Annotated in this window: 19 protein-coding genes; 8 read left to right on the forward strand and 11 right to left on the reverse strand. The window is 59.9% G+C overall.

The window, feature by feature from the left end:
• Positions 1 to 14: 14 nt before the first annotated feature.
• From J7E41_RS27175 to bioB, 8 genes are all read right to left on the reverse strand, one after another.
• Complete coding sequence (locus J7E41_RS27175) at positions 15 to 1,307, reverse strand: GGDEF domain-containing protein (protein WP_214997321.1); 1,293 nt, start codon at positions 1,305 to 1,307, stop codon at positions 15 to 17.
• 204 nt (positions 1,308 to 1,511) lie between these two features.
• Entirely contained in the window at positions 1,512 to 3,317 is a 1,806-nt protein-coding gene (locus J7E41_RS27180; protein WP_214997322.1) for a phenylacyl-CoA dehydrogenase, read from the reverse strand.
• 260 nt (positions 3,318 to 3,577) lie between these two features.
• Positions 3,578 to 3,859: a pyrroloquinoline quinone biosynthesis protein PqqE gene (locus tag J7E41_RS27185; protein ID WP_214997323.1), complete on the reverse strand. Its 282-nt coding sequence runs from the start codon at positions 3,857 to 3,859 to the stop codon at positions 3,578 to 3,580.
• Between the two features lie 106 nt (positions 3,860 to 3,965).
• On the reverse strand, positions 3,966 to 4,646 hold the full coding sequence (gene bioD / locus J7E41_RS27190) for a dethiobiotin synthase (RefSeq protein ID WP_214997324.1): 681 nt from the start codon (positions 4,644 to 4,646) through the stop codon (positions 3,966 to 3,968).
• On the reverse strand, positions 4,643 to 5,455 hold the full coding sequence (gene bioC / locus J7E41_RS27195; protein WP_214997325.1) for a malonyl-ACP O-methyltransferase BioC: 813 nt from the start codon (positions 5,453 to 5,455) through the stop codon (positions 4,643 to 4,645). Before bioC ends, bioD begins: the two co-directional genes overlap by 4 nt.
• A complete protein-coding gene (locus J7E41_RS27200; protein ID WP_214997326.1) occupies positions 5,448 to 6,179 on the reverse strand; it encodes an alpha/beta fold hydrolase in 732 nt (243 codons plus the stop codon). The genes bioC and J7E41_RS27200 overlap by 8 nt, the downstream gene beginning before the upstream one ends.
• A complete protein-coding gene (gene bioF, locus J7E41_RS27205) occupies positions 6,172 to 7,350 on the reverse strand; it encodes an 8-amino-7-oxononanoate synthase (protein WP_214997327.1) in 1,179 nt (392 codons plus the stop codon). Before bioF ends, J7E41_RS27200 begins: the two co-directional genes overlap by 8 nt.
• 150 nt (positions 7,351 to 7,500) lie before the next feature.
• The gene (gene bioB, locus J7E41_RS27210; RefSeq protein ID WP_214997328.1) at positions 7,501 to 8,559 is read right to left on the reverse strand and encodes a biotin synthase BioB; all 1,059 of its coding nucleotides are present in this window, start codon (positions 8,557 to 8,559) and stop codon (positions 7,501 to 7,503) included.
• 90 nt (positions 8,560 to 8,649) lie between these two features.
• Here bioB and J7E41_RS27215 point away from each other — a divergent pair, with 90 nt between their 5' ends.
• From J7E41_RS27215 to rarD, 5 genes are all read left to right on the forward strand, one after another.
• Positions 8,650 to 9,387, forward strand: a complete 738-nt coding sequence (locus J7E41_RS27215) for a ComF family protein (protein ID WP_214997329.1) — start codon at positions 8,650 to 8,652, stop codon at positions 9,385 to 9,387.
• A gap of 65 nt (positions 9,388 to 9,452) precedes the next feature.
• Entirely contained in the window at positions 9,453 to 10,217 is a 765-nt protein-coding gene (locus J7E41_RS27220; RefSeq protein WP_214997330.1) for a TOBE domain-containing protein, read from the forward strand.
• 69 nt (positions 10,218 to 10,286) lie between these two features.
• Complete coding sequence (locus J7E41_RS27225) at positions 10,287 to 12,191, forward strand: PhoX family protein (protein ID WP_214997331.1); 1,905 nt, start codon at positions 10,287 to 10,289, stop codon at positions 12,189 to 12,191.
• A 114-nt stretch (positions 12,192 to 12,305) separates the two neighbouring features.
• Positions 12,306 to 13,280 (forward strand): serine/threonine protein kinase, encoded by a 975-nt coding sequence (locus tag J7E41_RS27230; RefSeq protein WP_214997332.1) that lies wholly within the window; start codon positions 12,306 to 12,308, stop codon positions 13,278 to 13,280.
• Between the two features lie 252 nt (positions 13,281 to 13,532).
• A complete protein-coding gene (gene rarD / locus J7E41_RS27235; protein ID WP_214997333.1) occupies positions 13,533 to 14,417 on the forward strand; it encodes an EamA family transporter RarD in 885 nt (294 codons plus the stop codon).
• A 223-nt stretch (positions 14,418 to 14,640) separates the two neighbouring features.
• Here the strand turns inward: rarD and J7E41_RS27240 are convergent, their stop codons facing one another.
• Entirely contained in the window at positions 14,641 to 15,159 is a 519-nt protein-coding gene (locus J7E41_RS27240) for a glycine cleavage system protein R (protein WP_214997334.1), read from the reverse strand.
• Between the two features lie 434 nt (positions 15,160 to 15,593).
• Here J7E41_RS27240 and J7E41_RS27245 point away from each other — a divergent pair, with 434 nt between their 5' ends.
• Positions 15,594 to 17,771, forward strand: a complete 2,178-nt coding sequence (locus J7E41_RS27245; RefSeq protein WP_214997335.1) for a malate synthase G — start codon at positions 15,594 to 15,596, stop codon at positions 17,769 to 17,771.
• A 63-nt stretch (positions 17,772 to 17,834) separates the two neighbouring features.
• Here the strand turns inward: J7E41_RS27245 and J7E41_RS27250 are convergent, their stop codons facing one another.
• Both J7E41_RS27250 and J7E41_RS27255 read right to left on the reverse strand, forming a co-directional pair.
• Positions 17,835 to 18,260 (reverse strand): hypothetical protein, encoded by a 426-nt coding sequence (locus tag J7E41_RS27250; RefSeq protein WP_169356710.1) that lies wholly within the window; start codon positions 18,258 to 18,260, stop codon positions 17,835 to 17,837.
• A gap of 137 nt (positions 18,261 to 18,397) precedes the next feature.
• Positions 18,398 to 18,844 carry a response regulator gene (locus J7E41_RS27255; RefSeq protein ID WP_214997336.1) on the reverse strand — a complete coding sequence of 149 codons (447 nt, stop codon included), beginning with the start codon at positions 18,842 to 18,844 and terminating at the stop codon, positions 18,398 to 18,400.
• Between the two features lie 247 nt (positions 18,845 to 19,091).
• On the opposite strand from J7E41_RS27255, the gene J7E41_RS27260 reads away from it, so the two are divergent.
• Positions 19,092 to 21,014 carry a putative nucleotidyltransferase substrate binding domain-containing protein gene (locus tag J7E41_RS27260; protein WP_353049436.1) on the forward strand — a complete coding sequence of 641 codons (1,923 nt, stop codon included), beginning with the start codon at positions 19,092 to 19,094 and terminating at the stop codon, positions 21,012 to 21,014.
• A complete protein-coding gene (locus tag J7E41_RS27265) occupies positions 21,011 to 21,718 on the forward strand; it encodes a 3'-5' exonuclease (protein WP_214997337.1) in 708 nt (235 codons plus the stop codon). Before J7E41_RS27260 ends, J7E41_RS27265 begins: the two co-directional genes overlap by 4 nt.
• Positions 21,719 to 21,784: the final 66 nt, after the last annotated feature.

Consider the following 21,784-nt stretch of genomic DNA (forward strand, 5'->3'; position numbering starts at 1 on the left):
TACAGCGCCATCACTCAACTGGCAGCGGTGTTCATGCGTACCGCGCCCCGGCGATTCAGCCCCGACGCCACCACGCAGTTACGCCCGGCACCCTTGGCGTTGTACAGCGCCTGATCAGCGGACTTGAGCACTTCCTCCGGGCTGCGCTGCTCGGCCTGGCGCTCGGCAACTCCGATGCTCACCGTCACCGAAACACTGGAGGCGCCACTGCCGATCCGTCGCTGGCGACCTTGCTGGTCGTCATGGGGACGGTTGTCCGGGTTGCGCAACTTGATGTCGTAGTTGGCGATGATCTCGCGAATCTCTTCCAGGTGCGGCAGGCACTCGTCCAGAGTCTTGCCGGCGAACACCACGGCGAACTCTTCGCCGCCATAGCGATAGGCACGACCACCGCCGTTGATCTTCGACAGTTTGCTGGCAACCAGACGCAACACCTGATCCCCGACATCGTGACCGTGGGTGTCGTTGAACCGTTTGAAATGGTCGACGTCGCTCATGGCCAGCACATAGTTGCGCCCCAGCCGCTGCATGCGTTCATTGAGAGCGCGACGGCCCGGCAAGCCGGTCAGTTCATCGCGGAAGGCCATTTGATAGGCCTCATGGGCAACACCGGCGGCGATCATCAGCATCACCTGGCTGCACATGATGTTCAGGGTAAAGGGCAGGATGAAGGTCTGGGGCAGCATCCAGAAAAGCCCCAGAAACCCCACCAGTTGCGCGGCGTGCAAGGGCCGTGGCTGACGCCAGTACTGTACCGCCAGCGCGAGAAATCCCATGAAAAACATCGGGTACGACAGCTGGATCAAACTCATCCAGTTGCCATGCAATGCCGGCCAACGGATCTGCGCCAACCAGTTCAATACTGCCTGGGGATAACTTTGCTCCAGCGCCAGCGCCACGCCACCAATCGCCAACAGCACCGCACACCGGGCAACGAAGTCACGAAACAGGTGGGTGCGCTCCTGCCACAGCGCATAGATGCTGAACAACAGCGGCAGCAACAACGAGCACAGGTGGAATACCACCGCAGCATCTTCTCGGACGCGGCCATTGTCGCGGTAGTAATCGGTCTGGGTGTCGAGCAGGAAATAAGCGACGTACACCGTGATCATCAGGAACAGCTCACGCTGGCGACGGTAAACCGCGCAATACGCGCCGCCCAACAACAGCACCAGCGTTGGCAGGACATTGAACAGCGAGGTGAAGAAGACGTTGAGGTCCTTGACGTACGCAGCCGATAACCCCGCCAGCAACAACAGCAGTGAGGGCAGAAAATGGCTGAAACGTACAACAGACACGCGTGACAAGGGTAAAGCTCCGGGACGACCATAAAAGATGGCACTGTGCCGTCATGCAGCACAGTTAAGCATACTCAATGTGACCTGTGTCACATTGCCATCACTTTAACGGCAGCCTGCGCCAATCCCTGAGCGTTGTGCCTGGTTTTTTATCGCGCATAAAAAAACCGCCGCTCCCGAAAGAGCGGCGGCTTCAGATGAATCCGATAAGGCTTAGTAGCCCAGGCCGAAGTTCTCTTCTTTCATGTCCATCAGGTTGTTGGCGCCCGACAGCATGGTTGCAACGTGAGTGCGAGTACGCGGCAGGATGCGCTGGAAGTAGAAACGCGCGGTCTGGAGCTTGGCGGTATAGAAAGCCTCTTCGCTGGTACCGGCAGCCAGTTTCTCGGCAGCCAGGCGGGCAATGTCAGCCCAGAAGTAAGCCAGGCAGGCATAACCGGAGTACATCAGGTAGTCCACCGATGCCGCACCCACTTCTTCACGGTCCTTCATGGCAGCCATGCCGACCTTCATGGTCAACTCGCCCCATTCCTTGTTCAACGCGGCCAGCGGTGCAACGAACTCTTGCACGGCTGCGTTGCCTTCGTTGGCCTGGCAGAACTTGTGGACGATCTTGGTAAAGCTCTTGAGCGCTTCGCCCTGGGTCATCAACACTTTACGGCCCAGCAGGTCCAGAGCCTGGATGCCGGTGGTGCCTTCGTACAGCATCGAGATACGGCTGTCGCGAACGTTCTGCTCCATGCCCCACTCGGCGATGAAACCGTGGCCACCGTAGATTTGCACGCCATGGTTAGCTGCTTCAAAACCGACTTCGGTCATGAACGCCTTGGCGATCGGGGTCATGAAAGCCAGCAGCGCGTCAGCCTGTTTCTTGGCTTCGTCGTCGGTACCGTACTTGACGATATCGACCTGTTTGGCGGTGAAGTACACCATCGCGCGGTTGCCTTCGGCGAAAGCCTTCATGGTCAACAGCATGCGGCGTACGTCGGGGTGCACGATGATTGGGTCAGCGGCCTTGTCCGGCGCTTTCGGGCCAGTCAGGGAGCGCATTTGCAGGCGGTCGCGGGCATATTTCAGGCCGCCCTGGAAACCGATTTCGGCATGGGACAAGCCTTGCAGCGCGGTCCCCAGACGAGCGGTGTTCATAAAGGTGAACATGCAGTTCAGGCCTTTGTTCGGCGGGCCAATCAGGAAACCCGTGGCCGCGTCGAAGTTCATCACGCAGGTGGCGTTACCGTGGATGCCCATCTTGTGCTCCAGGGAGCCACAGGAAACAGCGTTGCGTTCGCCAACCGAACCATCGGCGTTCGGCAGGAATTTCGGAACGATGAACAGCGAAATACCTTTGGTGCCAGCCGGTGCGTCCGGCAGGCGGGCCAGTACGATGTGGACGATGTTGTCGGCCATGTCGTGTTCACCGGCCGAGATGAAGATCTTGGTGCCGGAAACCTTGTAGGAACCATCAGCCTGAGGTTCAGCCTTGGTGCGCAACATGCCCAAGTCGGTACCGCAGTGTGGCTCGGTCAGGCACATGGTACCGGTCCACTCGCCCGACACCAGTTTGGTCAGGTAAGCGTCTTGCTGTTCGGGAGTGCCGTGCTCGGAAATGGTGTTCATCGCACCATGGGACAGGCCTGGGTACATGCCCCACGACCAGTTGGCTTCGCCGACCATCTCGCTCACTGCCAGGCCGAGGGACTCCGGCAGGCCTTGGCCACCGTGCGCCACGTCATGGGCCAGGCTTGGCCAGCCGCCTTCGACGAACTGTTTGTAGGCTTCTTTGAAACCAGTAGGGGTTTTAACGCCTGACTCGCTCCAGGTGCAACCTTCGATGTCACCCACGCGGTTCAGCGGTGCCAGCACCTGCTCACAAAACTTGGCGCCTTCTTCGAGAATGGCGTCAACCATGTCCGGGGTAGCGTCCTGGCAAGCCGGCAGGCTCTGATAGTGCGCTTCGTAGCCGAGCAGTTCGTCACGAACGAAGCGAATATCACGCAAGGGGGCCTTGTAGTCAGGCATAGCGATAAACCTCTGCTGATGTATCTGGAATGAACAACCGCGTGGATTTGTTGTGGCGGTCAAACAGTTGTTTGAAACATACGTTTACGACCTATCCTTGTCAAGCATCCGTCAGATGCCGTTTGTCATGACGCGGATCAACGCCAGGCACGGCAAGGCCTGCAGCGAAATGCCGCATAAGATTTTAGAGATCAAGGGAGCCGTGAATGATAACGCAGGGGATCAGGCGCCCTGTGGCGCCCAAATTTACAGGCGGGGGATCAAGCGTAGGTATCGATCAACGTACCCAGCATTTCATTGGAGGCCTTGGCGACTTTTGCCCCCAATTCCACCTGAAACTTGCCTTGGGCCATCTCGACCCTATTGCTGGCCGAATTCGATTGCTGATTACCATCCGCCGCCCGCAAGCGATCATTCAGAGCATCCGAGGGTTGGCTGGTGGCGGCGCTGGCAATTTTGCCGGCGGCGGCGTCCACACGGTTCTGCCCGGACTGAATACTGCTCAGCCCCGAATAAAACGCGCTGCTTCCAGAGATTTCCATGGCTTGAGCCTGCCTTCAGAGAATCGTGAACTGTTATTGAAGCAGACATCCTGGGAAAAGCCTCGTCAAAAACACTAATGGCATAATGCCTTATCCATAGGCAAAACTAGTCAAGCAGATCCAGTTGCAAGAACTCGGCGACCGCTGCGGCGCTTGGTTGCTTGAGTTTCGGCACCCTTCCCAGGCAGGGCGCAGGCAGTCGTTCGGCCAGGGTGGCGAGGTTTTCTTCCAGACGGGAGGTCTTGGGGTCGATGATGTTGGCCACCCATCCCGCCAGTGACAGGCCGTCTCGGGCGATGGCTTCGGCGGTCAGCAGGGCATGGCTGATGCAGCCCAGGCGCACGCCCACCACCAGAATCACCGGCAGTTGCAACGCCTTGGCCACGTCCGACAGATTGTCCTGATCAGCCAATGGCACACGCCAGCCGCCCGCCCCTTCAATCAAGGTGAAATCCGCCTGCTTGGCGAGAAGATGTTGCATGGGCTTGAGCAAGGATTGAACCGTCAGCAAAACACCGGCTTCACGAGCTGCCAGATGCGGCGCAATGGCAGGCTCGAACGCCACCGGATTGACCTCGGCATAACTCAGCGGCAATGAACACTCAGCCAGCAAGGCCAGGGCGTCAGCGTTGCGCAGGCCCTTGGGCGTCACCTCACAGCCCGAGGCGACCGGTTTGCCGGCTGCCGTGGTCTTGCCCTGTTGCCGGGCAGCATGCAGCAGGCCCGCAGCGATGGTGGTTTTGCCGACATCAGTGTCGGTACCCGCAATGAAGTACGCAGCATTCATAGTGGTTTCTCCAGCACGGCATACACCACCTGATAGGTGGCCGGCAGTCCTTGAGACTCGCGGAACTGCTCGTAGGCTTCAACCAGTGCAACAATTCGTGCCCGTCCGGTCAAGCCACCCGGGCGCCCTGGATTCAGATTGTGCGCACCCAACGCTTTCAATTCGTGGGTCAGGCTGCGCACGTCCGGGTAATGCAGTACGTGGGGACATTGCTCCAGGCTCAGCACTCGCAAACCACTGCTATCGCACAGCTGTTGATACATGCTGAACGGCCGGAAATGATTGACGTGAACCATGCCATCCGCAGCCCGCCAGCTTTCACGCAGTTCATCCAGCGTCCCCACACACAGGCTCGCAAACGCCAGCGCACCACCGGGCTGCAACACTCGCTGCGCTTCCCTCAATACGGCGGCGAAATCGGAACACCACTGCACCGCCAGGCTGGAGAAGATCAACTCGCAACTGCCATCCTGTAACGGCAACCGTTCGGCATCACCGGCAATAAAGTGCTCGGCGCCACCCAAGGGTCGGGCGTGGTTGAGCATGCCCTCGGCGATATCCAGCGCCAGGCCTTGGCTCGCTGGAAACGCCTGGCCCATGACCCGGCTGAAATACCCGGTGCCGCAGCCCAGGTCCAACCAGCGCCGTGGCGTAAACCCTTGAGGCAAGCGCTGCAACAACTCACCGCCGACCGCACGTTGCAACTCGGCAACGCTGTCATAACTGGCCGCCGCACGGGAAAAGGACGCCGCCACCTGGCGCTTGTCCGGCAAGGCGCCTGGCAGGGGAGGATGGGACAAATCAGTCATCACTGCACTCATGCAAAAAAGCCTGGATCGCCCCCGCCACACCGTGGGGATCTTCCAGAAGAAAAGCGTGACCGGCCTGTTCAATCAGACCGATTTCAACATCCGGCAGTAACTTCAGCAGATGACTGGCAGCCTCGGCAGGCACCAGGCCGTCCATCCCGGCAAACAGATGCAACTGCGGACCACGAAACGCATGCAAAGCGTCCCGTGTGTCCATCTGGGCGAGCAACTCAAGGCCGGTCATCAATACCGAAGACGGCGTATTCGGCGCACTGCTGACCAGCAAGCGCGCCAGCCCCCGTGGGTCTTCGGCACCCTTGGCACACAGCAGGCCAAAGCGCTTTAGGGTGACTTGGGAGTCGGCATGGCAGCCGGCGAGGAACGCGTCGAAGGTTTCGGCAGGCATTGCGCTCGGCCAGCCGTCGTAGGCGACAAAACACGGGTTACTGGCCAGGGTCAGCAAGCCGCAGCAACGATCTCCCCTGCGCGCCGCCAATTCGGAGGCGAGCATGCCCCCCAGAGACCAGCCACCGAGCCAGGCGTTATCCGGCAACGTGGCGTCCAGTTCATCAAGCCATTCGCCGAGGTCACTGGAGTCCATCTCCGGCAACGGTTCGACCTGCACCCGCAAGTGCTCGTCCAACCCTTGCAACGCCGCTGCCAGCGGTTCCATTGGCGATACACCGAGGCCCCACCCGGGCAGCAGTATCAGTCGATCACGCATGGTCGGGCTCCTCGCCTAACAAGCACAAACACGCTTCCAACGCGTTTAACAATAGCTGGACCTGGGCTTCACTGTGGGCTGCCGACAAGGTCACCCGCAGGCGAGCACTGCCGGCGGGCACGGTTGGCGGTCGAATCGCCGTCACCATCAGCCCGCGCTCGCGCAGCATCTGTGACAAACGAATCGCCCGGGCGCTGCTGCCAATCATGATCGGCTGGATCGGCGTGAAGCTGTCCATCAACTCCAGACCAATCTGCTCTGCACCTTGGCGGAACTGGCGGATCAAGCCATTGAGGTGCTCGCGACGCCAGTGCTCGGTGCGCAGCAATTCCAGGCTTTTGAGCGTCGCGCAGGCCAGCGCCGGCGGCTGGCTGGTGGTGTAGATGTAAGGACGGGCGAACTGGACCAGACTTTCGATCAGTTCCTCGCTGCCCGCGACAAACGCACCAGCGGTGCCAAACGCTTTGCCCAACGTACCTACCAACACCGGCACGTCCTCCTGGCTCAAGCCAAAATGCTCGACGATCCCGCCACCGTTGGCACCCAGCGGACCAAAGCCGTGGGCGTCGTCGACCATCAGCCAGGCACCCCTGGCCCGGGCTTCGCGGGCCAGGGCCGGCAAGTCGGCAAGGTCGCCGTCCATGCTGAACACACCGTCGGTCACCACCAGGGTATTGCCGGTGGCTTTCTCCAGACGCTTGGCCAGGCTGGCGGCGTCGTTGTGCAGATAACGATTGAAACGCGCACCGGACAACAGGCCCGCGTCCAGCAGCGAGGCGTGATTAAGACGGTCTTCCAGCACCGTATCGCCCTGCCCCACCAGCGCCGTGACCGCACCAAGGTTGGCCATGTAACCGGTGGTGAACAGCAGTGCGCGGGGGCGACCGGTCAGGTCGGCCAAGGCTTCTTCCAGTTCATGGTGTGGGGTGCTGTGGCCAATCACCAGATGCGAAGCGCCACCGCCGACACCCCAACGGGTCGCGCCGGCGCGCCAGGCTTCGATCACTTGCGGGTGATTGGCCAGGCCCAGGTAGTCATTGTTGCAGAACGCCAGCAGCGGTTGGCCATCCACCACCACTTCAGGACCTTGAGGGCTTTCCAGCAGCGGGCGTTGGCGATAAAGGTGTTCGGCACGACGGGCAGCGAGACGCGCGGCGAGATCGAAAGACATGCAGGCCTCGGTAGGTCAGGTTGACCGCGGTTAGAAATGTGGGAGCGGGCTTGCTCGCGAATGCGGTGGGTCAGTCAAATAAGTATCAACTGACCCACCGCATTCGCGAGCAAGCCCGCTCCCACATGTTTGATCGCGTTCCAAATGAAGTTATTGAACAGCCGCGTTGTAAAACTGCTCGCTGCTCTTTTGCTCCACCAGCGCCTGCTCGATCGCCGCCTGATGCACTTCATCGGCGTGCTCTTCACGCGCTTCCGGCAGGATCCCCAAACGCGAGAACAGTTGCATGTCCTTGTCAGCCTGCGGGTTGGCGGTGGTGAGCAGTTTGTCGCCATAGAAAATCGAGTTGGCGCCAGCGAAGAACGCCAGGGCCTGCATCTGCTCGTTCATGGCTTCACGGCCGGCGGACAGACGAACGTGAGATAGCGGCATCAGGATGCGCGCCACGGCCAGCATGCGGATGAAATCGAACGGGTCGATGTCTTCGGCATTTTCCAGCGGGGTACCGGCGACTTTCACCAGCATGTTGATCGGCACCGACTCCGGATGCTCCGGCAGGTTGGCCAGTTGGATCAGCAGATTGGCGCGGTCGTCGAGGGATTCGCCCATACCCAGAATGCCGCCGGAGCAGATCTTCATCCCCGAATCACGTACGTAGGCCAAGGTTTGCAAGCGCTCGCCGTAGGTGCGGGTGGTGATGATCGAGCCGTAGAACTCAGGCGAGGTATCAAGGTTGTGGTTGTAGTAGTCCAGGCCCGCCTGGGCCAGGGCTTCGGTCTGGTCCTGATCGAGGCGGCCGAGGGTCATGCAGGTTTCCAGGCCCATGGCCTTCACGCCTTTGACCATCTGCAGCACGTAGGGCATGTCTTTGGCCGACGGGTGTTTCCAGGCAGCGCCCATGCAGAAACGAGTCGAACCGATAGCTTTGGCGCGTGCAGCCTCTTCGAGGACCTTCTGCACTTCCATCAGCTTCTCTTTTTCCAGGCCAGTGTTGTAGTGGCCCGACTGCGGACAATATTTGCAATCTTCCGGGCAGGCGCCGGTCTTGATCGACAGCAAGGTGGAAACCTGGACCCGATTGGCGTCGAAATGCGCGCGGTGCACGGTCTGCGCCTGGAACAACAGGTCATTGAAGGGCTGGACGAACAGCGCTTTGACTTCGGCGAGAGACCAATCGTGACGCAGGTTGGCAGTGGTGCTGGCGCTCATGGGCGATTCCTTGATTATGCTTTGGCAAACGCTGTGGGAGGCAATACCCACAGGCACGACACGGATGCTCGGCATATTTAAGGAAGATTCATGCACTGTCAACCCAACTACAAACACGAAGTTTACATCTGGTTAAAAAGCAACCAAACCTGTTTAGTCTGCGATGAACACACAGAAACAGCCCATTCGATCTGTAACGCCTGCGAAACCGAACTGCCGTGGCTGATGGATCACTGCAACGTGTGCGCCCTGCCCTTGCCCATGGAAGGTTTGATCTGCGGCCAATGCCAACGGCAGCCACCGGCGTTTAAACAGGTCATCGCGCCATGGAGCTATAGCTTCCCCATCGACAGCCTGATCAGCCGTTTCAAGCATCAGGCCAAATGGCCTATGGGGCATTTGCTGGCGCACCTCTTGGGACAGTTCCTGCAAGACCATTATGAAAACGCCGAACTGACACGCCCTGATTGCCTGCTGCCGGTACCCATGGCCCGTAAACGCCTGCGAGAAAGAGGTTATAACCAGGCGTCGATGCTTGCGCGATGGCTGGGCAAAAACCTGGATTTACCCGTTGAAGAGCACCTGTTATTACGCCCTCATGAAACGGTGGCACAGCAGGACCTGGACGCCAAGGCCCGCCAACGCAACCTGCTCCACGCCTTTGCCTTGAACCACAGTGATCGGGTCAAGGGCCGCCACCTGGCCCTGGTGGACGACGTTCTGACCACCGGTGCCACCGCCGATAGCCTGGCCCGCCTGCTGATGAACGCTGGCGCGCGGCAGGTCGACGTGTACTGCCTGGCCCGCACGCCGAAACCCGGCACATGACTTGACTCCTACGCCCCCTGGCCGCAACGTCCCGTCCATTCCATCCCAGCGTGTAACCGTTCGCCATGCCTTTACCGACTCTGCTGAGCCAACACATCGTGCGTCGCCCCCAGCGTATTGCCTTGCTGCAACACATCGCCGAGCAAGGCTCCATCACTCGCGCAGCAAAAAGCGCCGGTTTGAGCTACAAGGCCGCTTGGGACGCCATCGACGAGTTGAACAACCTGGCGCAAAAGCCGCTGGTGGAACGCAGCGTCGGCGGCAAAGGTGGTGGAGGCGCGCGGTTATCGGCTGAAGGCGAACGGGTGTTGCGCCTCTATCAACGCCTGCAAGTGCTGCAAGCTCAAGTATTGGATGCCGCCGAGGACGCCAGCGACCTCGATCTGCTCGGCCGCCTGATGCTGCGCACCAGCGCCCGCAACCAACTGCACGGCAAAGTCATCGCCATCGACAACCATGGCCGCAATGACCTGGTGCGTCTGGAACTGGCCGCTGGATTGACCCTTGAGGCACAAATCACCCACGACAGCACCCTGCACCTGGAACTGGAGATCGGTACCGAGGTGGTCGCGCTGATCAAGGCCGGTTGGCTGGATGTCGTGGCGACCGAGCATCCTGCAACACTTGGACACAATTGTATGTGCGGCAACATTGAGGCAATTCTCGATGCCGACGATGGCCCCAGCGAGGTCAGAATCACCCTGCCCAACGGCCAGGTTTTATGTGCCCTGGCGCAGCCCGCCGAGCTCAAGGCGATTGGCGCCAAGCAAGGAAAAACCATTCAGGTGCAGTTCGCCCCCAGCAACGTCCTACTGGGCACGCCGGTATAGATTAAAACTGCAACAATTTGGTCACGAGCGCTCCTTAAGGTGTCTGCAAAAACCCGCAGGGAGCCTGATATGAGCCTATTAGAAGAAAACCAAGCCACCGACCTCGAACAGATGGTCGGCCTCAGCCGCCGTCGCTTTATCGGCGCCGGTGCCCTGTGTGGTGCCGCGATGTTCCTCGGCGGTAACCTGCTGACCCGCAGCGCTCTGGCCGCCGGTGTCAGCGCCGCATCCGGCAGCCCATTGCTGGGTTTTACCAGCATCGCCGCGGCCACCAGTGACACCATCACCCTGCCGCCGGGTTACACCTCATCGGTGCTGATCAGTTGGGGCCAGCCCCTGCACAAGAACGCGCCGGCCTTCGACCCCAGCGGCAATGGCACGGCCAAGGCCCAGGAACAACAGTTCGGCGATAACAACGACGGCATGAGCTTGTTCCCGTTCCCCGGCGACAACAACCGGGCGCTGATGGCGATCAACAACGAATACACCAACTACCGCTACCTGTTCGCCCACGGCGGTGCGCCGCAATCGGCCGAAGACGTGCGCAAGGCCTTGGCCAGCGAAGGCGTATCAGTCATCGAAATCAAGCGCCAGGGCGACAGTTGGCAATTCGTCCAGGACTCGCGCTACAACCGGCGCATCCACGGCAACTCGCCGCTGCGCCTGAGTGGCCCGGCGGCCGGCCATGCCTGGCTGAAAACCCGCGCCGACAAGAGCGGCAAAAAAGTCCTGGGCACGTTCCAGAACTGCGCCAACGGCAAGACGCCGTGGGGCACTTACCTGACCTGCGAAGAAAACTTCACCGACTGCTTCGGTAGCAGCAACCCACAACAGTCCTTCGACGCCGGGCAAAAACGCTACGGCGTAGTGGCGGCCAGCAAAGAGATCAACTGGCACCCGCACGACCCGCGCTTCGACATGGCCAAGAACCCCAATGAGCTCAATCGCCATGGCTGGGTGGTGGAAATCGATCCCTTCGATCCGCAATCCACTCCGGTCAAGCGCACCGCCCTGGGCCGCTTCAAGCATGAAAACGCCGCCCTCGCCGAAACCCGCGACGGCCGAGCCGTGGTGTACATGGGCGACGACGAGCGTGGCGAGTTCATCTACAAGTTCATCAGCCGCGACAAGATCAATCACAAGAACCCCAAAGCCAATAAAAACCTGCTGGACCACGGCACCTTGTACGTGGCGATCTTCGACGCGGGCGACGGCAATGCTGATCATCCCAAGGGCCAAGGCCAATGGGTCGAATTGACCTTCGGCAAAAACGGTATTGATGCCAACAGCGGCTTCACCAGCCAGGCCGAAGTACTGATCCACGCCCGTCTGGCCGCCAGCGTGGTGAAAGCCACACGCATGGACCGCCCGGAATGGATCGTGGTCAGCCCCGCCGACGGCCAGGTCTATTGCACCCTGACCAACAACGCCAAGCGCGGCGAAGAAGGGCAACCGGTGGGCGGGCCGAACCCGCGGGAGAAAAACGTCTACGGCCAGATCCTGCGCTGGAAGGCCAACGCCGATGACCATGGCGCCATGGACTTCTCCTGGGACTTGTTCGTAGTGGCCGGCAACCCCGGCGCGCATGCCGGAACGCCCAAGGCTGGCTCAGCCAACATCAACCCGCAGAACATGTTCAACAGCCCCGATGGCCTGGGCTTCGACAAGGCCGGGCGGTTGTGGATCCTGACCGATGGCGACTACAGCAACAAAGGCGATTTTGCCGGCATGGGCAATAACCAGATGCTCTGCGCCGACCCGAATACGGGTGAGATTCGCCGGTTCATGGTGGGGCCGGTGGCGTGTGAAGTAACGGGGATCAGCTTCTCGCCGGACCAGAAAGCCTTGTTTGTGGGGATTCAGCATCCTGGGGAAACCGGCGGGTCGACCTGGCCTGAGCATTTACCCAATGGCAAACCAAGGTCTTCGGTGATGGTGATTCGCCGGGAAGATGGCGGGATCGTCGGCGCCTGATCCCCTGTGGCGAGGGGGCTTGCCCCCTCGCCACAATAGCCGACCACCTATCTACAGCCGTGTGCGTTACCATACCGGGCCGGACGCGGCGCCCTGCTGCGCGCAGGAGTTCGCATGGCTCACCCGTTTGAAACACTTACCCCAGACCTCGTGCTCGACGCTGTCGAGAGCATCGGTTTTCTCAGTGACGCCCGCGTGCTCGCGCTCAACAGTTATGAAAACCGTGTCTACCAGGTTGGCATCGAAGACTCCGAGCCTCTGATCGCCAAGTTCTATCGTCCCCAGCGCTGGACCAACGACGCGATTCTGGAAGAACACCGCTTCACCTTCGAGCTGGCCGAGTGCGAAGTGCCGGTGGTTGCGCCCATGATTCACAACGGTGAAAGCCTGTTCGAACACGCCGGTTTTCGCTTCACCCTGTTCCCCCGCCGTGGTGGCCGCGCGCCGGAGCCGGGCAATCTCGATCAGTTGTATCGCCTTGGGCAACTGCTGGGCCGCTTGCATGCAGTCGGTTCCACGCGCCCTTTCGAACACCGCGAAGTCCTGGGCGTGAAAAATTTCGGTCACGATTCCCTGACCACCCTGCTGGAAGGCAACTTCATCCCCAAGAGCCTGCTGCCGGCCTACGAGTCCGTGGCCCGCGACCTGCTCAAGCGCGTGGAAGAGGTTTACAAGGCCACGCCCCACAAGAACATCCGCATGCACGGCGACTGCCACCCCGGCAATATGATGTGCCGCGATGAAATGTTCCACATCGTCGACCTCGACGACTGCCGCATGGGCCCAGCGGTGCAGGACCTGTGGATGATGCTCGCCGGTGACCGTCAGGAATGCCTGGGGCAGTTGTCGGAGTTGATGGATGGCTATCGGGAGTTCCACGACTTCGACCCACGCGAACTGGCGTTGATCGAGCCGCTGCGCGCCTTGCGCCTGATGCATTACAGCGCCTGGCTGGCGCGGCGCTGGGACGATCCGGCGTTCCCCCACAGCTTCCCGTGGTTCGGCACCGAACGGTATTGGGGCGATCAGGTACTGGCTTTGCGCGAGCAGTTATCGGCACTGAATGAAGAGCCGCTGAAGCTTTTCTGACCTGTAGCCGCTGCCGAGGCACGAGACTGCGATAAGGGCCGAAGGACCTTCGGCGGTTTCAAGATCCTGGCGACTGCTGCGCAGCCGATCGCAGGCTGCGCCAGCGGCTACAGGTGATCGACACATTCCCTGTAGCCGCTGCTGCGTTGCGTGTCCGCAGGACCGCCGCTACAAATCAAAAAATGCGTGACTCTTGTCTGACAAATATCCTTACAATCGTGGCTTTGTTAGCTGCCTAAGCAAGGATTCTGCATGCAAGCCGCCAACCCCCGTCGCGGGTACATATTGGGCCTGAGCGCCTACATCATCTGGGGCCTGTTCCCCATCTACTTCAAAGCCATTGCCAGCGTCCCCGCCGCAGAAATCATCGTCCATCGCGTGCTGTGGTCGGCGCTGTTCGGCGGCTTGCTGCTGATGGTCTGGAAACACCCGGGGTGGTTCCGTGAACTGCGGGATAACCCCAAGCGCCTGGCGATTCTGGCGCTGAGCGGCACCCTGATCGCGGCCAACTGGCTGACCTATGTGTGGGCGGTGAACGACGGGCGCATGCTCGAAGCCAGCCTGGGGTACTACATCAACCCGCTGGTCAACGTGCTGCTGGGCATGGTGATCCTGGGCGAGCGCCTGCGCCGTCTACAGTGGCTGGCCGTGGGGCTGGCGGCATTGGGTGTCGCGCAACAGGTGTGGCAAGTGGGCAGCCTGCCGTGGGTATCACTGGTGCTGGCGTTGACCTTTGGTTTCTACGGTTTGATCCGCAAGCAAGCACCGGTCAAGGCGTTGCCTGGGCTGGTGGTGGAAACCTGGATGCTGGTGCCCATTGCCGTCGCCTGGTTGTTGTTCAACCCGACAGCCCACAGTGCGCAAATGGAGTTCTGGAGCACGTCCGAAGCCTGGTGGCTGGTGGCCGCAGGCCCGGTGACCTTGATCCCGCTGGTGTGTTTCAACGCCGCCGCCCGGCATTTACCCTACACCGCCCTGGGCTTCCTGCAATACGTGGCGCCGACCCTGGTTCTGCTGGAAGCAGTGCTGCTGTTCAATGAACACCTGGCGCCGAGTACGCTGATCGCCTTCCTGTTTATCTGGGCCGGCCTGGTGGTCTACAGCATCGACGCCTGGCTGACGATACGCAAACGCTGATCAAATAACGTACAAATCTCTGCAAGCCATAGCCCACCTGGCTTGCAGACATCCACCCCAAGGTTATCCACAAGCTGATCCCCGGCGTTTGTGCACAAGCCCTTGAAACTGCTCGTTTTTTGTTCAACTAAAGCAGAGCCCCGGCGGGCGTGGCCTGGCGCCGGGTCTCTACAGGTTATCCACAGGCCCATGCAAGATTTCCATGCATAACCTCTGTGAAGCGTTACTCCTCGCTGCGTAACTCCAACTCCACCATCAAGTCGTCTGCCAGGGTTTCCAGGGCCGCCTGCAAGGTTTCCAGCGGCAAGGTCAGCGGCACCGCCAGCAAAGCCTCTGCGTGGAACAACAGGTCGCTGCTCATGGGTGCCGGGCGTACATCGGTGATCAAACGTTCCAGGTTGACGCCCTGCTTGCTCAGCAGCGCTGTGATATCGCGGACGATCCCCGGACGGTCATTGCCCACCAGTTCCATGGCAATGGGTTGCCACTCACTGCCAACGGCAGCACTGCTTTCGCCCAGCAAGACGCGAATGCCATGGGTCGATAAATCCTCCAGCGCCTCGATCAGGTCCTTACGGTTCTCAACGGGCATGCTCACGCGCAAGATCCCCGCAAACTGCCCCGCCATGTGGGCCATACGACTTTCCAACCAGTTGCCACCAAAGGAGGCAATGCACTGAGCGATGCGTTCAACCACGCCCGGTTTGTCCGCTGCGATGACGGTGAGTACGAGATGGTCCATGGTGTCAGCCCTCTTTTTGGTGGTTGATCAGCGAGTATAGGTCCCTGCCAATGGCTGGCCTTTAAAACAAATCGTGTACCATTTTTATATTTATCTGGAACAATCCAATAGTTTTTTGAGAACATCCAATACCCCACTGTGACCGGATAGCCAAAGTGGGTCGCTAAACGACGTATTTAGTCTAATTTTCACAACCGCAACTCATCATGTAGTATGCCGCAGCGCGCACTACATAACGTCAGGTCGATGTCTGCCAAGACGCCGTAGTAACCTCGAACACCCCGTCAGCAAGGCCTGTGCCGTTGATTGGAACCACCCAGCCGCCATCTATGGCATGTACTGGTGCCCAGGGTTTGTGGTTTAAATGGCCGAGGCTTCATTGGTAAATTGAGAAAGCTGAAAAGCGAATTAAGCTCCGCAGAGTGAGGCAAGCAATGACTGAACACGTTCAAGTCGGTGGCCTGCAGGTCGCCAAAGTCCTGTTCGACTTCGTGAACAACGAAGCCATTCCCGGTACCGGCCTCACCGCCGACCAGTTCTGGGCCGGCGCTGATAGGGTCATCCACGACCTGGCGCCGAAGAACAAAGCCCTACTCGCCAAACGCGACGATTTCCAAGCGCGGATCGATACCTGGCACCAGACCCACGCCGGCCAGGCGCATGATCCGGTGGCCTATAAGGCCTTCCTGCAAGACATTGGATACCTGCTGCCAGAAGCCGCCGATTTCCAGGCCACGACTCAAAACGTCGATGACGAAATTGCTCGCATGGCCGGCCCACAGCTGGTCGTGCCGGTGATGAATGCCCGTTTCGCCCTCAACGCCTCCAATGCACGTTGGGGCTCGCTGTACGACGCGCTGTACGGCACCGATGCCATCAGCGATGCCAACGGCGCCGAGAAAGGCCAGGGCTACAACAAGGTCCGTGGCGACAAGGTTATCGCCTTCGCCCGCGCCTTTCTCGATGAAGCTGCGCCGCTGACGGCTGGCAGCCACGTTGATTCCACCGCCTACAAAATTGTCGACGGCAAACTGGTCGTCAGTCTCAAGGGCGGCAGCAACAGCGGCCTGCGCAACGATGCCCAGTTGATCGGTTTCCTGGGCGACGCCGCCAAGCCGACCGCCATCTTGCTGAAGAACCACGGCCTGCATTTCGAAATCCAGATCGACGCCAGCACCCCGGTCGGCCAGACCGACGCTGCCGGCGTCAAAGACATCCTGATGGAAGCCGCGCTGACCACCATCATGGATTGCGAAGACTCCGTCGCCGCCGTCGATGCTGATGACAAAGTGGTGATCTACCGCAACTGGCTCGGCCTGATGAAAGGCAACCTGGCCGAAGATGTGGCCAAGGGCGGCAAGACCTTCACCCGTACCATGAATGCTGACCGCACCTACACCGGTGTCGATGGCAAGGACGTCACTCTGCACGGCCGCTCGTTGTTGTTCGTGCGCAACGTTGGTCACCTGATGACCATCGACGCGATCCTCGACAAAGACGGTAACGAAGTGCCGGAGGGCATCCTCGACGGCCTGCTGACCAGCCTGGCAGCGATCCACAGCCTCAATGGCAACAACAGCCGCAAGAACAGCCGCACCGGCTCGGTCTACATCGTTAAACCGAAGATGCACGGCCCGGAAGAAGCCGCGTTCACCAACGAGCTTTTCGGCCGCATTGAAGAAGTACTGAGCCTGCCGCGCAATACGCTCAAGGTCGGGATCATGGACGAGGAGCGCCGTACCACGGTCAACCTCAAAGCCTGCATCAAGGCGGCCAGCGAGCGCGTGGTGTTCATCAACACCGGCTTCCTCGACCGCACCGGCGATGAAATCCACACCTCCATGGAAGCCGGGGCGATGGTGCGCAAGGCGGCGATGAAGGCTGAAAAATGGATCGGCGCCTACGAGAACTGGAACGTCGATATCGGCTTGAGCACCGGCCTGCAAGGTCGCGCACAGATCGGTAAAGGCATGTGGGCCATGCCCGACCTGATGGCCGCCATGCTGGAGCAGAAGATTGCTCACCCGCTGGCCGGCGCCAACACCGCCTGGGTACCGTCGCCGACGGCTGCCGCACTGCACGCGCTGCATTACCACAAGGTCGACGTGTTCGCCCGCCAGGCCGAACTGGCCAAGCGCGACCGCGCTTCGGTGGACGACATCCTGACCATTCCTCTGGCCAAAAACACCGATTGGTCCGACGAAGAAATCCGCAACGAACTGGACAACAACGCCCAGGGCATCCTCGGTTACGTGGTGCGCTGGATCGACCAGGGCGTGGGTTGTTCGAAAGTGCCGGACATCAACGACGTCGGCCTGATGGAAGACCGTGCCACCCTGCGTATCTCCAGCCAGTTGATCGCCAACTGGCTGCGCCACGGCATCGTCAACGAAGCCCAGGTGCTGGAAAGCCTCAAGCGCATGGCGCCGGTGGTGGATCGGCAGAATGCCGGTGATGCCCTGTACCGTCCGCTGGCTCCGGACTTCGACAGCAACATCGCCTTCCAGGCGGCCGTGGAACTGGTGATTGAAGGCACCAAGCAGCCAAATGGATATACCGAGCCGGTGTTGCATCGTCGGCGTCGGGAGTTCAAGGCTAAGAATGGTCTGTGAATAAGTGCTGAAAGTGAAAAGCCCCAAGTCGAAAGACCTGGGGCCCTTTTGGAGAGGACAGACTTAATGCGATTCGGACGAGACTGTATATGTGCCATTGAGTCGTATGGTGGGCTCTTCATCGCTATAGGCCACGTCTTCCAAGCTGCCGATGTGCTTGAAGTCAGTACCGAACTCTGGGCGTTCAACAACTACATGAACTTTTCCTGATGTTGGCCGAAAGCGCTCGTGACCGTGCTGGTCCCGATACGTCAGCCTCAGGTCCGAGGCCTCAAATGTATGAGAGCCTGCCTTCAAATCGCTGCCATAGTGAATACGGATGCTAGTGGGCCATTCACCATCGAGGCCACTCCAGGACAGATACCCAAAAATATCCTGCACCGGATACAGATGAACTTCCTTCCCGATAGAAACTTTGATGTCTGCTTTGCCAGCTACCTTATGTTTTTTTATTTCTTCATCACTGATGGGAAACTGTTTATTACTCATGACGAACTCCTGTTCACAGGCCAATAAGGCGCTGATCCCCGACCAGCACTCTCCCAACCAGTAAACAACTCGAGTTCAACCTTCCGCCACTGTCAGAATTGACAGGTCTTGATGGGATCAGACCAACGGCAATCCGCCTAAGGCGCCATCCCCAACTCCCGCTTCACCATCTTCGCCAGCTTCACGCTGTCAATCGGCTTGAGCAGAAAATCAACCACGCTCAGGTGCATGGCGTCGATGACGTCGGGGGCTTCCGCATCCCCGGACATGATGATGATCGGCAGCGCCGCCCGGGGGGAGCCGCGTACCTGTCGTATCAATTGCAGCCCGTTGCTCGGCTCCATACGCAGATCAGTGATCAGCAAGCCGATAGAACTGCTGGTTTTCAACAAATCCCACGCCGCCTCGCCACTGTCGGCAGTCATGCAGCGAATACCATCCAAACCAAGAATCTCCGCCAGCAGTTCGCGTGCGTCCTTGTCGTCGTCCACGATCAAAACACGTTGTGGCGGTAAATCGGGCTCGAGCATCACGGCGCTCAGCGCCTCGCGCTCGGCATCACTCAAAATATCGTGGTCGGACATACGTCTCTCGGCAGTTCTAGTCAATCTCCCAGCACACTCGTCAGACATCACCAGAAGGGCGCTCAATGTGCACTTCGTCGGAAAGTTTTCCTAGTGGGCGCTTTACAGGGTTTGGACGATATTCATGTAAGGTTTTTCCCTAGTCGTGAATGGTGTAGTCGCTACCTAGACTTACGTCCAATGGGCACCCATCGCGCAGGAGCCGACCATGCAGGACGAAAACGACAAAAACACTGCGATCATGGTTATGAGTAAAGCTGATGCTTTCGCACAAGCGGGAAAAACCGCTGTGCTGCAGAACATCCACGGCACCCTGCAATTCCTGCAACGCTTCCCGCCGTTCAATCAGATGGAAAATGCCCACCTGGCGTTTCTGGTCGAACAGTGCCAATTACGCTTCTACAGCCCCGGCGAGAGCATTCTCAAACCGTCCGGCGGCCCGGTAGAGCACTTCTATATCGTCAAACAGGGGCGCGTGGTCGGCGAGCGAGCGGACTCGGCCGAAACCACCTTCGAAATCACCACCGGAGAATGTTTCCCCCTGGCCGCACTGTTAGGGGAGCGGGCAACCCGCACCGAGCATAAAGCCGCCGAAGACACCTTCTGCCTGCAACTGAACAAACCGGCCTTTATCAAACTGTTTGCACTCTCCAGCCCGTTTCGCGACTTCGCCCTGCGCGGGGTGAGCAGCCTGTTGGATCAGGTCAATCAGCAAGTCCAGCAAAAAGCCGTGGAAACCCTCGGCACGCAATATTCCCTGAACACCCGCCTGGGTGATCTGGCTATGCGGCACCCGGTGACCTGCAGCCCACTGACGCCTCTGCGCGAAGCCGTGACGCTGATGCATGAGCAACAAGTCGGCAGCATCGTGGTGGTGGATGAGCACAAGGCACCCCTGGGGATTTTCACCCTGCGGGATCTGCGTCAGGTGGTGGCCGACGGCACCAGCGATTTCAATCAGCGTATCGAGCGCCATATGACCCAGGCGCCGTTCTTCCTGACGCCGGATCACAGCGCGTTCGATGCGGCGATTGCCATGACCGAACGGCATATCGCCCACGTCTGCCTGGTCAAGGACCAGCGCCTGTGTGGCGTGGTCTCCGAGCGTGACCTGTTTTCCCTGCAACGGGTGGACCTGGTGCACCTGGCCCGGACCATTCGCAACGCGCTCCGAGTGGAAAACCTGGTGGCGATCCGTGGCGAAATCGGCCAACTGGTGGAGCGCATGCTGGCCCACGGTGCATCGTCGACCCAGATCACCCACATCATCACCCTGCTCAACGATCACACAGTGTGCCGCGTCATCGAGTTGACCCTGGCGGACAAGGGCGACCCCGGCGTGCCGTTCAGTTGGCTGTGTTTCGGCAGCGAAGGCCGCCGCGAGCAGACGCTGTACACCGACCAGGACAACGGCATCCTGTTTGAGGCCAAAGATGCTGCCGAAGCCGCCGCGATTCGCGCTCGTCTGCTGCCTCTGGCGCAGCACATCAACCAGAGCCTGGCGCAGTGCGGCTTTACCCTGTGCAAGGGCAACATCATGGCCGGCAACCCGGAGCTGTGCCTGTCTCGCGCAGAATGGGCACGGCGGTTTGCCGGGTTTATTCGCGAGGCAACTCCGGAGAACCTGCTGGGCTCAAGTATCTACTTCGATCTGCGCGTGGTCTGGGGCGATGAGCAAGGGTGTGAGCAGTTGCGCCAAGGAATTCTCGACCAGGTGGCGGATAACCGTGTGTTCCAACGCATGATGGCCGAGAACGCTTTGCGCCAGCGCCCGCCGGTGGGACGCTTCCGTGATTTCGTACTGACGCGCAAAGGCTCGGAAAAAGCCACCCTCGACCTCAAGGTCCAGGGCCTCACGCCTTTCGTCGATGGCGCCCGTCTGCTGGCGCTGGCCAACGGCATCAGCGCCAACAACACCCTGGAGCGTTTGCGCCAACTGGTGGCCAAGGAAGTCATCGAGCGTCTGGACGGCGCGGCCTATGAAGAGGCCTATCACTTTATCCAGCAAACCCGCATGCAGCAGCACCAACTGCAAACCCGCGAGAATCAGCCCTACTCCAACCGCGTCGACCCCGACAGCCTCAACCACTTGGACCGGCGTATCTTGCGAGAGTCCCTGCGTCAGGCCCAACGCCTGCAAAGCAGCCTGACCTTTCGGTATCAGCTGTGAGCCTGTTCAGTTGGCTGCGTAAACCCAAGCCTGGCCTGGATTCGGTGCAACAGCGGCGTGTCGAGCAATTGCCCAGGCCACGAGAGCTGGGCGAATGTTCGTTGCGGGACCAGCGTTGGGTGGTGGTGGACCTGGAAACCAGCGGCCTGAACCTCAACCGTGATCAGGTGCTGTCCATTGGCGCCGTAGTGATCGAGGACGGTGCCGTCGACTTTTCACAACTCTTCGAGCGCACCCTGCATCGAGCCGAGACCAAGCTCAACCCCAGTGTATTGATCCACGGCCTGGGCCCCAGCGCCATCGCCGCTGGCTGCGATCCTGCGCAAGCGCTGATGGACTTCATGGAGTTTGTCGGCGACAGCCCGTTGCTGGCGTTTCATGCGCCGTTCGATCAGCACATGCTGGGGCGGGCGCTCAAGGACAGTCTGGGTTATCGACTTGCCCACCCGTTTCTCGATGTAGCCGACATCGCCCCGCTGCTGTGCCCCGAGGCCACTATTCGTGAAGCCGGGCTGGATGACTGGATCGAGCATTTCACGCTGCAAGTGGGAGAGCGTCATCACGCCAGCGCCGATGCGCTGGCGACGGCGGAATTGATGTTGATTTTGTTCAGCCGGGCGCGGCAGCAGCAGATGGACAGTCCGTTGGCGCTGCAGCAACGGTTGAGCCAGTGGAAGCGCCGCAAGCAGGCACCCTCTTTTTAAGCGGTTAAACACAACCCTGTGGCGAGCGGGCTTGCCCGCGTTGGGCTGCGAAGCAGCCCCAATCGG

The organism is Pseudomonas fluorescens, assembly GCF_018614655.1.
Lineage (GTDB): Bacteria > Pseudomonadota > Gammaproteobacteria > Pseudomonadales > Pseudomonadaceae > Aquipseudomonas > Aquipseudomonas fluorescens_BX.